8 protein-coding genes are annotated in these 14310 nt (G+C 56.0%); 5 read left to right on the top strand and 3 right to left on the bottom strand.

Features of this window, described 5'->3' with window-relative positions; genetic code table 11:
• Nucleotides 1-83: 83 nt before the first annotated feature.
• On the bottom strand, nt 84-1748 hold the full coding sequence (gene ettA, locus M3I53_RS20190) for an energy-dependent translational throttle protein EttA (protein ID WP_133190145.1): 1665 nt from the start codon (nt 1746-1748) through the stop codon (nt 84-86).
• A 37-nt stretch (nt 1749-1785) separates the two neighbouring features.
• Entirely contained in the window at nt 1786-2880 is a 1095-nt protein-coding gene (ychF, locus tag M3I53_RS20185; RefSeq protein ID WP_254317652.1) for a redox-regulated ATPase YchF, read from the bottom strand.
• A gap of 348 nt (nt 2881-3228) precedes the next feature.
• On the opposite strand from ychF, the gene M3I53_RS38465 reads away from it, so the two are divergent.
• From M3I53_RS38465 to M3I53_RS20165, 4 genes are all read left to right on the top strand, one after another.
• Nucleotides 3229-4182, top strand: a complete 954-nt coding sequence (locus M3I53_RS38465; protein WP_254317651.1) for a tyrosine-type recombinase/integrase — start codon at nt 3229-3231, stop codon at nt 4180-4182.
• Between the two features lie 68 nt (nt 4183-4250).
• Nucleotides 4251-9236 (top strand): type ISP restriction/modification enzyme, encoded by a 4986-nt coding sequence (locus M3I53_RS20175; protein ID WP_254317650.1) that lies wholly within the window; start codon nt 4251-4253, stop codon nt 9234-9236.
• 39 nt (nt 9237-9275) lie between these two features.
• Nucleotides 9276-10067, top strand: coding sequence for a hypothetical protein (locus M3I53_RS20170; RefSeq protein WP_254317649.1), 792 nt, complete (start codon nt 9276-9278; stop codon nt 10065-10067).
• Between the two features lie 1995 nt (nt 10068-12062).
• A complete protein-coding gene (locus M3I53_RS20165) occupies nt 12063-12383 on the top strand; it encodes a hypothetical protein (protein ID WP_254317648.1) in 321 nt (106 codons plus the stop codon).
• A gap of 65 nt (nt 12384-12448) precedes the next feature.
• Here the strand turns inward: M3I53_RS20165 and M3I53_RS20160 are convergent, their stop codons facing one another.
• A complete protein-coding gene (locus tag M3I53_RS20160) occupies nt 12449-13399 on the bottom strand; it encodes a hypothetical protein (protein ID WP_254317647.1) in 951 nt (316 codons plus the stop codon).
• A 174-nt stretch (nt 13400-13573) separates the two neighbouring features.
• Here M3I53_RS20160 and M3I53_RS20155 point away from each other — a divergent pair, with 174 nt between their 5' ends.
• Nucleotides 13574-14272 carry a recombinase family protein gene (locus M3I53_RS20155; RefSeq protein WP_254317646.1) on the top strand — a complete coding sequence of 233 codons (699 nt, stop codon included), beginning with the start codon at nt 13574-13576 and terminating at the stop codon, nt 14270-14272.
• Nucleotides 14273-14310 lie beyond the last annotated feature (38 nt).

The following is a 14310-nucleotide window of genomic DNA, read 5'->3' as shown; positions in this document are numbered from 1 at the left end:
CATGCCGTGCGTGCTTGGCTGAGCCTGCCAGAACGACAACGGCGGCCCGCGGGCCGCCGTTGTTTGCTATCGATCGCGCTTGCCTAGCGGCTGATCGGCTTGTAGCGCAGACGCTTCGGACGTGCCGCTTCTTCACCGAGACGCTTGATCTTGTCGGCCTCGTACTCCTGATAGTTGCCGTCGAAGAACGTGACCTGCGAGTCGCCTTCGAACGCGAGGATGTGCGTGGCGATACGGTCGAGGAACCAGCGATCGTGCGAAATCACCATCACCGAGCCCGCGAATTCGAGCAAGGCGTCTTCGAGCGCGCGCAGCGTTTCGACGTCCAGATCGTTCGACGGTTCGTCGAGCAGCAGGACGTTGCCGCCCGAGATCAGCGTCTTGGCCAGATGCAGACGGCCACGCTCACCACCCGAGAGGTTGCCGACGATCTTCTGCTGATCGCCGCCCTTGAAGTTGAAGCGGCCGATGTACGCGCGCGAAGGCGTTTCGTACTTGCCCACGGTCAGCACGTCCGCGCCGCCCGAGATTTCCTCGAACACGGTCTTGTTGGCGGCCAGCGCGTCGCGGCTCTGGTCCACGTAGGCGAGCTTGACGGTCGGGCCTTGCACGATTTCGCCCGAATCCGGCTGCTCCTTGCCCGTGAGCATGCGGAAAAGGGTCGATTTACCGGCGCCGTTCGGCCCGATGATGCCGACGATCGCGCCCGCGGGAATCTTGAAGCTCAGGTTGTCGATGAGCAGACGGTCGCCATAAGACTTGCTGACGTTCTTGAACTCGATGACTTCGTTGCCCAGACGCTCGCCCGCCGGAATGAAGATTTCCTGCGTTTCGTTGCGCTTCTGGTATTCCGAGCTCGACAGTTCCTCGAAGCGCGCGATACGCGCCTTCGACTTCGCCTGGCGGCCCTTCGGGTTCTGGCGCACCCACTCCAGTTCCTTCTTGATCGCCTTCTGGCGCGCTGATTCCGACGCTTCTTCCTGCTTCAGGCGCTCTTCCTTCTGGTCGAGCCAGCTGGAGTAGTTGCCCTTCCAGGGAATGCCGTGGCCGCGGTCGAGTTCGAGAATCCACTCGGCGGCGTTGTCGAGGAAGTAGCGGTCGTGGGTCACGGCGACCACGGTGCCCGGGAAGCGCGTGAGGAACTGCTCGAGCCACTCGACCGATTCCGCGTCGAGGTGGTTGGTCGGCTCGTCGAGCAGCAGCATGTCGGGCTTTTCGAGCAGCAGTTTGCACAGCGCGACGCGGCGTTTTTCACCGCCCGAGAGGTTGCCGATCTTCGCGTCCCAGGCCGGCAGGCGCAGCGCGTCAGCGGCGATTTCGATCTGCTGTTCCGCGCTGCCGTCGGTCGTCGCGAGGATCGCTTCGTACTTCGCCTGCTCGGCGGCCAGCGCGTCGAAATCGGCGTCCGGTTCGGCGTAGGCGGCGTAGATCTCGTCGAGCTTCTTCTGCGCGTTGAACACGTCGCCCAGACCTTCCTCGACCGCTTCGCGCACGGTCTTTTCCGGATCGAGCTGCGGCTCCTGCGGCAGGTAGCCGATGTTCAGATTCGGCATCGGCGTGGCTTCGCCTTCGATGTCCTTGTCGACGCCGGCCATGATCTTGATGAGCGTGGACTTGCCCGAGCCGTTCAGGCCGAGCAGGCCGATCTTGGCGCCGGGGAAGAACGACAGCGAGATGTCCTTGAGGATCTGGCGCTTGGGCGGCACGATCTTGCCGACCCGGTTCATGGTGAAGACGTATTGGGCCATAAGAGTGTCTTTGAAAACGGGAAGAAAAAGGTGTCGCTTAAACGTTGAACAGGAAGTTCATCACGTCGCCGTCGTGCACGACATATTCCTTGCCTTCGGCGCGCATCTTGCCGGCTTCCTTCGCGCCGGATTCGCCCTTGTACTGGATATAGTCGTCGAACGCGATGGTCTGCGCCCGGATGAAGCCGCGCTCGAAGTCGGTGTGGATCACGCCGGCCGCTTGCGGGGCCGTATCGCCGACATGGATCGTCCACGCGCGCACTTCCTTCACGCCCGCGGTGAAGTAGGTCTGCAGGCCGAGCAGCTTGAAGCCCGCGCGGATCACGCGGTCGAGGCCCGGCTCTTCCATGCCCATGTCGGCGAGGAACGCGAGCTTGTCTTCGTCTTCGAGGTCGGCGATTTCCGCTTCGATCGCGGCGCACACGGCCACGACCGGCGAATTCTCGCCTTCAGCGTACTTGCGCACGGCTTCCAGATGGGGGTTGTTCTCGAACCCGTCTTCCTTCACGTTCGCGACATACATGGTCTTCTTCGCGGTGATGAGGCAGAAGGGCTTGATCAGCGCCTGCTCGTCCTCGCTCAGCGCGAGCCCGCGCACGGGCTTTGCCTGATCGAGTTGCGCACGCACCCTTTCCAGCACGGCCACGAGCTTCGCGGCTTCCTTGTCGTTGCCCGATTTGGCGGCCTTCGAGTAGCGCGTGAGCGCCTTCTCGACGGTGGCGAGGTCGGCGAGCGCCAGTTCGGTGTTGATGACTTCGATGTCGGCGAGCGGATCGATCTTGCCCGCCACGTGGATCACGTTTTCATCTTCGAAGCAGCGCACGACGTGCGTAATCGCATCCGTTTCGCGGATGTTCGCGAGGAACTGGTTGCCAAGGCCTTCGCCTTTGCTCGCGCCCGCGACCAGGCCCGCGATGTCGACGAATTCGACCACGGCCGGCACGACGCGCTCGGGCTTGACGATTTCGGCGAGCGCCTTCAGGCGGTGATCCGGCACTTCTACCACGCCGACGTTGGGCTCGATCGTGCAGAACGGATAGTTTTCGGCGGCGATGCCCGCCTTGGTCAGCGCGTTGAAGAGGGTGGACTTGCCGACGTTGGGCAGGCCGACGATGCCGCATTTGAGGCTCATGAAAAACCTTTTAAATCATGATGTTACGGCTTGTCGGTGGTTGTCGCGTACATGTGCGGGAGCCGGGTCAAGTAAGCCGTAAGGGAATCTGGGGACGAGACAAACGGCAGAAATCAGGGCGCTGAACCCAAGATTTTGTCCTCGTTTTGTACTCGAAAAATGGCAATTGTAACGCTTTCGGATGCCCTTATTAGTCGAGGTCCCGGACGGGCTGGAACGATCCTCCGCGACCGAACTTTGTGTGGTCTTTGTCTTAAGGTCGGGCGGCGTAGCCATAGCTTCATCGTGGCGACGAGTGTGCAAGGGCGACAAGTCAGGGTGACACTCGGACGATGGCCTTTGATTTGTGTGGATGAAGCCCGAGAACTGGCGCTACCGATCCTGCGCCGATGTAGGGCTGGCGAGTACGTGGTCGCGCCTGTTCGTCCTCGGTTGCCGACGCTTCGCCAACTGCTGACTGAGTATGCGAAGGCGAAGCGGGTCAAGGCGTCAAGCCTTGCCCGATACGATTCAGTGCTTAGAACGCACTTCGCGGACTGGATGGATCGTCCAGTATCGGCGCTCAAGGACTCTGCCTTCGCAACGCATTGCCATGAATTCGCCCAAAGTAAGGGCGCGGCGGTTGTGGACTTAGGGCGGGGGATCGTCGGGTCGATGCTTCGGTATCTTGGTGCAGTTCATGGCGTCGAGGTTCCTAGCCCGTTTGTCCGACTAAGTCATGCCGGGTTGATGCCAGAGAGGCCGAAACCTCGGGGCCGGACTTTGGCAGAAGCCGATCTGAAAGCATGGTTTGTGGCCGTTGACTCGCTTCCCGCCGTCCAGCGGGATTACCTGCGTTTGCTTCTGCTAACCGGGCTTAGGAAAAATGAGGGAACGGGTATTCGGCGGCGCGACGTAGATTTCACCGCTGACACCCTATTGATACCAGAGACGAAGGGGAAGCGGCCTCATTCCTTGCCGATAACACCGCTGATTCGAGAGGTGCTTGAGCGTCGGTGTGAATCTCTGGATGCTACTGATCGGCTGTTCGACGGACTGTCCGCCGACCACGTGACCGAAATGGCGATGCGAGCGGGAGCGCCGGACTTCACCCTCCACGACCTGCGAAAGCTACTTGCCAGCGTCGCGGCAAGACAGGGCGTTTCGGATGCAATCCTGCGTCGGATTCTTGGACATGCGGCGAAGCGTGGCGATGTGCTGCACCGGCACTACGTCAGTCTCGATGCCCGCGATGTTGCTGACGCATTGGAACATATTCAGGCCGCTTTGCTGGCTTACAGTACGTGCTTGCCACAGGTATAAACCCGCTGTCGGAAAGGCATAATGGCGGCTTCGTGGCGCATCAGCCGCCATCACTGAACCGAAAGACCATGACCGCTCTCGAAAAATTGCTCGATACCTTCCGCCATGCCGCCGTAACGGAACGGGAAAAGGGAACCTATTTCGAAGAGTTGATTGTCTGTTATCTGCGCAACGAAGCCACGTACCGCGACCTGTACAGCGATGTATGGACCTATGCGGAATGGGCGAAACTGCGGGGACTGACCGCGCAGGACGCTGGTATCGACCTTGTGGCGAAGACGAGCGGCACGGATGAGTTCCATGCGATTCAGTGCAAGATGTACGCGCCGGACTACAAGGTCCAGAAGGGCGACATCGACAGCTTCTTCACAGCATCCGGCAAGAAGCCTTTCGCGCGGCGAATTATTGTCGCGACGACCGATCATTGGAGCGAACACGCCGAGGATGCGCTGCTGGATCAGCAGCCGCCAGTCAGCAAGATCGATCTGACCGCCCTTGAAGAGAGCCAGATCGATTGGTCGAAGTACCAGCCCAAGGCCGCACCGGTTATCAAGGCGAAAAAGCAACTGCGTCCGCACCAGACCGCTGCATTGAACGCGGTCGTCCAAGGTTTGGCAGATGCCGAGCGTGGCAAGCTGATAAAGGCATGCGGCACCGGCAAGACGTTCACCAGCCTAAAGATCGCCGAAACGTTGGCCGGTGCGGGTAAGCGGGTCCTTTTCCTAGTCCCGAGTCTATCGCTGTTAAGCCAGACTCTTACAGAATGGACGCAAGAGAGTGAGACGCCGCTTCATAGCTTTGCTGTCTGTTCCGATAGCGACGTTGGCAAGAAGCGCAAAAAGGACGACGACGAGGTCAAGACCTTCGTACATGAACTGCGTTATCCGGCGACCACGAATTCGTCTCGACTGGCGGAAGAGATGACGAAGCGGCACGATGCATCGCACATGAGCGTCGTGTTCAGCACCTATCACTCCATCGACGTGATCAGTCGCGCCCAGAAGGATTTCGGGCTGGCGGACTTCGACCTGATTGTCTGCGATGAAGCGCACCGCACAACCGGCGCGACGTTCGGTGACGATGACGAAAGCACGTTCGTCCGGGTCCACGATGCAGGTTACATTCGCGCCGCCAAGCGCCTGTACATGACGGCGACGCCGCGTATCTATGGCGATTCGGCCAAGGCGACGGCTGAACGTGACAACGTCGCCCTTTGTTCAATGGACGACAAGGCGCTGTACGGGGACGAACTGTTCGTCATCACGTTCTCGGAAGCCGTTAAACGCGGGCTGCTGGTTGATTACAAGGTGATCGTGCTTGCGGTCGAAGAAGCGCACGTCAATCGGCGTCTGCAACACCTGCTGCGGGATGAGAACAACCAGTTGAAGGTGGACGATGCCGCCAAGATCGTCGGCTGCTGGAAGGCGCTTTCCAAGCAAGGACTGACAGCGGACTTGGTTGGCGATGGCGATCCCATGAAACGTGCGGTGGCCTTCTGTCAGGTCATCGAAGTCTCGAAAGGGGCCAAGACGCACAAGGTAAGTTCGAAACAGATCGCGGGGATGTTCCAAGCGGTCGTTGAGGCGTATCAGGATAGCGAGGAAACGGAAGAGTTTGAACAGATCGTTCGTCTCGCTTGCGAAGCGAAACACGTTGACGGCGGGATGAACGCCAGCGAGAAGGAGGCGAAGCTTTCTTGGTTGAAAGCTGATGCGGCAGAGAACACCTGTCGCATTCTCAGCAACGTGCGCTGCCTGTCAGAAGGTGTGGACGTTCCCGCACTCGATGCGGTGCTGTTCCTGACGCCGCGTAACTCTCAGGTTGACGTGGTTCAGTCGGTTGGCCGGGTCATGCGCAATGCACCGGGCAAGAAGCGCGGTTATGTCGTCCTGCCGGTTGTGATCCCGGCTGGCATCGAAGCGCACGAAGCCCTGAACGACAACAAGACCTATGCCGTGGTCTGGCAGGTTCTGCAAGCATTGCGTTCGCATGATGACCGGTTCGATGCGATGGTGAACAAGCTCGACTTGATCGGCAAGGACACCAGCAAGATGGAAGTCATCGCCATCACTGACAAGATTCAGAAGAAGCAGCCGAAAACTAACGGGACGAAGAACAAGCACGCTGGTAAGGGCGGGTTCACTATCGGCGAAGCTGTCAAGAAGCGCACGGAACCCGATCAGGATGAACTGCAATTCGAGATCGGCGAGATCGAGAAGGCGATCTACGCCAAGCTGGTCCAAAAGGTCGGCAATCGTCACCATTGGGAAGATTGGGCGAACGACATCGCGAAGATCGCCCGCACCCACATTGACCGCATCACCGGCATCATCGAGAACCCGGCCAACACCAAGGAGCGGGAAGCATTCGATGCATTCGCCGCCGAACTGCGCGACGACCTGAACGGCAGCATCACGGATGGCGAGATCATCGAGATGCTGGCACAGCATCTCATCACGAAGCCAGTATTCGACGCCCTATTCGCTGACTACAGCTTCGCGAAGCACAATCCGATGTCGCTGGCGATGCAGCACGTGTTGGACGTGCTGGATGAGCATCGGCTGGACAAGGAAGCAGACACACTGGAACGGTTCTACGAGAGCGTGAAGCTCCGGGCCGAAGGCATCGACAATGCAGCGGGCAAGCAGAAGATCGTCGTCGAACTCTACGATAAGTTCTTCCGCAATGCCTTCCCGAAGATGACCGAGCGGTTGGGGATCGTCTATACGCCGGTCGAAGTGGTGGACTTCATCATCTATAGCGTCAGCCATGTGTTGCAGACTGAATTCGGCCAGACCTTGGGTAGCAAGGGCGTTCACATCATTGACCCGTTCGTCGGTACAGGCACGTTTGTGACGCGCCTGTTGCAAAGCGGGCTTATCAAGCCCGAAGAACTGCCGCACAAGTACAAGCACGAAATTCATGCGAACGAGATCGTGCTGCTGGCGTATTACATAGCTTGTATCAATATTGAAGCGGTTTACCACGGCGTCATCGGCGGCAAATACCAGCCGTTCGAAGGCATCTGCCTTGCCGATACCTTTCAACTTTACGAGAAGGAAGACTTGGTGGACGCGGTTCAGGCAAGCAACAGTGCCCGCCGTAAACGCCAGAAGAAGCTCGACATCCGGGTCATCATGGGTAACCCGCCCTATTCAGCCGGTCAGGACAGCGCGAACGACAACAACCAGAATGTGGCGTACCCGTATCTCGACAGCCGCATCCGAAGCACTTATGCCGAGCGGTCCAGTGCCACGAACAAGAACGCGCTGTACGACAGCTACATTCGTGCGATCCGGTGGGCCAGCGACCGGGTTGGTAACAGCGGGGTGATCGGCTTCGTGACTAACGGGGGATTCATAGAAACAAGCACCACCGATGGGCTGCGCAAGTGTCTGGCTGACGAGTTCAGCAGCATCTATTTGTTCCATCTGCGTGGCAACCAACGCACGTCCGGCGAACAATCACGTAAAGAAGGCGGCAAAATCTTCGGAAGCGGAAGTCGCGCTCCAATTGCGATCTCCATTCTGGTCAAGAACCCTGACGCCGCGCAGCACGGCCAGATTTTCTTCCATGACATCGGCGACTACCTGACTCGCGAAGAGAAGCTAAGCAAGGTCAGCACGTTTGAAGACATCGCGGGGATCACGCAAAAGGACGGCTGGCGAGTGATTTCACCGGACCCGCATGGGGATTGGTTGAAGCAGCGAGATAACAGTTTCAACGACTTCATTTCCATTGGTGACAAGAGCGGTGCGGCGGCGGAGAAACTGTTCTCGATTTATTCGCGCGGGCTGGAAACTAATCGTGATGCTTGGTGCTACAACTACTCGAAGGGATCCGTCTCTGGCAACATGGGCCGCATGATCCAGTTCTTCAATGACGAAGCCGACCGCTTCGCAGCGGCGTTCAGAACGCAAGACAAGAAAGCGCGGGAAGCTAAGGTTAATGACTTCATCAACACCGATCCGACCAAGATCAGTTGGAATCGAAGCCTGAAACAGGAACTCGTAAAAGACAGGCGCTTTTCCTTCGACGAAACTTGCCTGACGCCTAGTCTGTACCGGCCTTTCGGCAAGCAGTGGGTCTATTACCACCGCCAGATGAACGCGTATGTGAATCGAATGCCACGCATCTTCCCGGATGCTCGGACTGAGAACATTTGTATTTGTGTTCCGGGGTTGGGTGGGGATAAGGGTTTCTCCGCAATCGTAACGAATATCATTCCAGACCTGAACTTGGCTCCCGGAATGGGGGGATATCAATGCTTTCCCCTTTATCTTTACGGTGAAGAAGCCGAGACAGGCGAAGACCCCCAAGCCGACATTTTCTCCGAGTCTGAGACGCCGGAGCGAACGCGGCATCATGCGATTAGCGACGAAGGTCTGGCGCACTTTCAATCAGCTTACCCGGGTGAAGAGCTCAGCAAGGAAGACATCTTCTACTACGTCTACGGGTTGCTGCACTCGCCGGACTACCGCGAACGCTATGCCGACAATCTCAGCAAGGAACTACCGCGAATCCCATGCGTGAAGACTGCTGCCGACTTCTGGGCGTTTTCGAAGGCTGGCCGGAAGCTGGCTGACCTGCACGTCAACTACGAGACGGTAGAAAAGTACCCGTTGCAGATCGAAGGCGGCGGACTGTTATTGACCGACGCCGACTACCGCGTCGAGAAGATGAAGTACGGCAAGAACGGCAAGGACAAGGACCTGACGACGTTGATCTACAACGACAAGATCACGGCAAAGGGTATCCCACTGGAAGCCTACGACTATGTCGTCAACGGTAAACCGGCACTGGATTGGGTGGTTGAACGCCAAGGTGTGAAGTCCGATAAGGACAGTGGCATCGTCAACGATGCGAACGACTACGCCATCGAGACAATGAACAATCCACGCTACCCCTTGGAATTGTTCCAGCGTGTCGTGACGGTCAGTCTGGAAACGATGAAGATCGTGAAGTCGCTGCCGCGTCTGGACATACAGCAACCGGGGCCGACTGCCGGACAGTTGGTGGAAACGAAGGATGCACCGGACGCACTCGCCGTCTAAACGATACGAAAATGTGTGGCGACGGACTACTACACTTCTATGATGAAGCGAATCCAAGGTCGCCGCGATATGGCCGGGAATCGTAATTGGCTATGGGGAACGCCGATGGACCCGCATGACTTGTTCGACTCACATATAAGCGCAGCAGAGGCCCAAGACGTGAAAAATACCGATTCCGTCGTCGAAGCGATAGAGGCGGAAGTTCGGTTTCTCCTGCACCGCCGAGCGAGCACTGGCGAGTCCACGTCGATTGCCAGCTTGCTTGGGGCGCTAGGTCCACGACCTGTCGGATATTGGATCGAAGCGGCGAAGGAACTCCACGCTCAGGGAGAACATTACGACGCGCTCGATTGTTGGAAGCAAGCCGCCGCATGCGATTGCAAGGCGGATTTGAACGAAATGGGCGACGCACTGTGGAGTGCCAGTGGCTTCGGCGAGGATGAATTCTTGGCGCAAGAGGCTGAGGAAGCCTTTAAATCGGTCGGTGAATGGTCAGCAGTCGCCAAGATTCGGCAGGTACTTGGACGCGAGGTTGGTTCTGTTCTTGATGCGGTAGGCGAAGCACTGGTGGCTGACGGAAAACTGGATAGTGATTGGACGCTCGATGCGATTCGTTGCGCGGACCGATCCTCCATCTACGTCGATTCGTGGGAAACGCTGGCGGATGCGTACATGCAGCTAAACGAGCGTGCAAAGGCGTTTTCCACATGGGCGAACGCGTTACGGTCTGATCCACACGATTCGAATGACCGAATTCTGAGAAGCGCGATTGTCGTGCTCGTCGATGTGGCCCGGCTGTCAGGGTACAAAGACGAAGATTTGTTCCCTTAACGGCCTTACCTGAAACGTTCCGTGTTGTCAGTTTGTTGGGTCCAAGGCTTTGTAGGTACCGGGATTTCGAGAATCACGGAACAACCGCGCCGTAACACCGTTTCGGGCAATCGGTGATTAACGATGTCGTGGCGCGTATACAACAGAAAGTCTGATTCCGCAAGCGTTGCGTTGACAACAATGGCGCAGTCCTGTATAATACGCACTGCTGATTGAAAATTGTTCTTGCTATCAGCTAAACATCACTACGCGGTTTCTTCCGCAACGCTTTGACTGTTCTGGTCGAGCGATATACGAATTCCCTCTAGCAGTATCCAGTATATTCCCGGATTTCTCGCATCTCCGTAGTCCGTGCATGAGCAGAGGCCGTTCGCGGAAATCCTCAAAATCTTCGTTTGTATAAATAGTAGGTAGCGCTGTAGAACCGAGTGGAAAACAGACCACATCGATGAAAGGGAAGAACAGTTCCCGCGTTAGTCCAAGCTTGGATGCGCGAACCCATCAAATCCGGGAAACCTATCGCTCCCGGTGACACTCGAAGACGCGAAAGCACGGTCGAGTCTAAAGCGAACGGTCGGAATGACCTATTAGCCACCCGCTTCGGCGGTGAGGAGAAGAACACGGAGACAGTAACCAATCTGTCGGTTTGGCTGACACCAGATTTCGACCCGTCCCCTAGGAAGGACCCTGTACGTCTATAGAAAAGGTTCGCAGGGCGGTCCCCCTCGTCACGCACGGTTTCCTTAAAACCAAATTGGGGAAGACACGATTGTTAACTAATCAGTCACCGGTCAGGTCTAGTAAAAACAGACCGGTCACTAAGGACGGCGCGAAGCGACGGACTTACGCCGAAGGCGCGAATGATGTTTAACTATTGTTAATAGGGCAACTTCATTTCGCTCGCCTTCGGCTCGCATCCGCTGCGCGGAAACCACATCATGCGGGTCTTATCGGACCAAGTACAGGTGAAAAAACAAGCCAGTTGCAGGGACGGCGCGAAGCGACGGCACTTGCGAGCGCAGCGAGCAGAAATAAGTTTAGCTATTGTTGATAGGGTAACTTCATTTTGCTCGCTGCGCTCGCACCGCTTCGCGGAAATACATCATGTGACATAAAATCGACTTCGTTCATATTTCTTGTTGCTGACCAATTCATGAAGATGTTTTGATTTGGGGCGTCGAATTATAACTACATACATGCATGAATTAAATTATTGCATGTGACTGACTTGTGCCGACAACCCGTCCACTACACGTGGGACTTAATCCGTATGTCAATTCACGAATTAGTGGGTCTTCATTTATTCATGAATTAATCTGATTCAATCTCGTTCGGCAACAAATTCGTGGTTTTCAACCACAAATCCCGTCTCCTTTCCTTCACAAGTTCCGTTGCTTCGCTGCGCTCCGCAACGCGCTTCGCAATCACAAGCGATGAGCGATCAGTGTCAGTTGTGACTTAAATTCGTCACTGGTCCGTTATGCGTTACCGGGCGATTGCCTATGTCACTGGTGATTACCAATGCCACTGGTGATGCCTGTCACTGATGATTGCCTATGTCACTGGTGATTACCAGTGCCACTGGTCATTGCCTGTCACTGGTGATTGCCTATGTCACTGGTGATTACCTGTTACTGATCATTGTCTGTTACTGGTGATTGCCTATGTCACTGGTGATTACCAGTGCCACTGGTGATGCCTGTCACTGGTGATTACCAATGCCACTGGTGATGCCCCTCACTGGTGATTGCCTATGTCACTGGTGATTACCAGTGCCACTGGTCATTGCCTGTCACTGGTGATTGCATATGTCACTGGTGATTACCTGTGCCACTGGTCATTGCCTGTCACTGGTGATTACCTGTTACTGGTCATTGCCTGTCACTGGTGATTACCTATGTCACTGGTGATTACCTGTTACTGGTCATTGCCTGTCACTGGTGATTACCTGTTGCTGGTGATTACCTGTTGCTGGTGATTACCTGTTACTGATCATTGCCTGTCACTGGTGATTACCTGTCACTGGTGATTACCAGTGCCACTGGTCATTGCCTGTCACTGGTGATTACCTATGTCACTGGTCATTGCCTGTCACTGGTGATTACCTATGTCACTGATCATTGCCTGTCACTGGTGATTACCTATGTCACTGGTCATTGCCTGTCACTGGTGATTACCTATGTCACTGATCATTGCCTGTCACTGGTGATTACCTATGTCACTGGTCATTGCCTGTCACTGGTGATTACCTATGTCACTGGTCATTGCCTGTCACTGGTGATTGCCTATTTCACTGGTGATTACCTATGTCACTGATCATTGCCTGTCACTGGTGATTACCTATGCCACTGGTGATTACCAATGCCACTGGTGATTACCTGTCACTGGTGATTGCCTGTCACCGGTGATTGCAGATTCGCCTTGGTCTGCGAGATAAGTGTATCTACTGCTTCCGCCAATCCCTTGATTTCCCTTTCAACCGTACTGAGCCGTTTCAATAGGTGTAGGTTCCCTGCGTCAAAGAACTCCTGTCCCGCCACGATTAGTCGTTCAGCATCCGAAAATTTTTGCGGAATTTCACCTACCCACCGGGCATGGTTTCGCAGCGCATTTTCGGAACGTATCGACACCACATCGAGAGCTTTCAAGGCACGCATGCCTTGTTGCAGATCGTCGATCAGCAATGCCCGTAGATCGGTTCGCCAGATTTCCAGTCCCACAATAACGCCAACTTTCTCCTGTCGAAAGTAGGGACCCGGTTGCCCCTTGGGTATTGCGCCCGTCTCACGCGCAATTGCAATTTCCTTTTTGGTCATGGGAACGGCATCAAAGACATCGGGTTCTTGCCGTTGCGCCATCCGGCGAATCAGGTAGTTCGCTTCTGACGGCAATGTCGCGTTGCAATTCGCGACGCGCTTTGCGACCCACTTCGCACCGAACGGTCGGTCCAGCAGATCAGCGAGCCGCGCGTCGAATTCATCCGCGTTCACTATCGCAGCCAATATCGTGTCCCGGTATCGCTGCATACGGTCGGCCAGTTGCGCTCGATTGATAACTTCCTGAAAGGCCAGTCCCATCTTCTTCGCACCGCAATAGCAACCAATGAGCGTTTCTTCGCCGGATTGCATAGCGACCACGAATCCCTTCATATGCGGCGTTCGACAATTCGACAGGCCGCACTGTTCAGGTGCGTCTTTCGGAAACCGGTAAACCCCGACAGCTTCCTTCGGAAGCGCGGACGCAGCCGCGATCTCGTCGCGGAACGCTGGGCGTGTTCTGATTTCGTCGATGTTCTCGAATCTGATTAACCGCTTGTCGAACGAGTGGTGCATGCGTACCCCCTGTATGGATAAACAGCCTGTGTAAGCATACACATGTTTTCGCTGGTTTCCTAACGGTGTACCTCATGGAAACCAGTTCAATGATGGTTCGCTAAATGTCTGGACATAACCCAAAGCGAACTGGTAATATGCGAACCATCCTAAAAAGACCGTTCGGGGTGAGACATGTTCGTTCGTGCGTACCTTCGTGCTTCAACAAAAGAACAAGATGCCAGCCGTGCCAAGAATGACCTGATCGAGTTTGCGAAAGAGCGTGGTCTTCAAATCGCTGCTTTCTATGTTGAGAACGAATCCGGTGCATCGCTTCAACGCCCTGAACTGTTCCGATTGCTGTTGGACTGTCATGAAGGTGACATCTTGTTGATCGAACAGGTGGACCGTCTCTCACGTCTCAATACTGATGATTGGGCCAAGCTGAAAGCCGAACTGCAATCACGTCGAGTCCGCGTTGTCGCGTTGGACTTGCCGACATCGTGGATGATGACAACCACCGAGGACGACATCACGTCCCGGATGATGGATGCGCTGAACGCGATGATGCTGGATATGCTGGCCGCAATCGCACGCAAGGACTACGAAGACCGGCGTCGCCGACAGACGCAGGGTATCGAGAAGCTGAAAGCGGCTGGTGGTTACAAAGGTCGCAAGCCCAATGACCAGCGGAACGCGGCGATCATGCAGATGCTTCGACGTGGTGATAGCTGGAACACCATTATCGCGGCAACCGATTGTTCCCGATCCACGCTTTCACGTCTCTCGCGGCAGATCAAAGAAGAGTCGAATGACGTGACCGGTGTCGGTCGCGATGGGACGCCGTGCGCACTGATTGACTGGTCGGATCGTCGCAAGCCGCGTAGCGCATGAAGACTCGGTATCAGGCCGTCATGCGGCTATATCAACCA

The sequence above is a fragment of the Paraburkholderia sp. CNPSo 3272 genome, assembly GCF_024206495.1.
Taxonomy (GTDB): Bacteria; Pseudomonadota; Gammaproteobacteria; order Burkholderiales; family Burkholderiaceae; genus Paraburkholderia.
The sequence above is the reverse complement of the archived record's forward strand: the minus strand, read 5'-3'. Positions and strand labels throughout refer to the sequence as shown.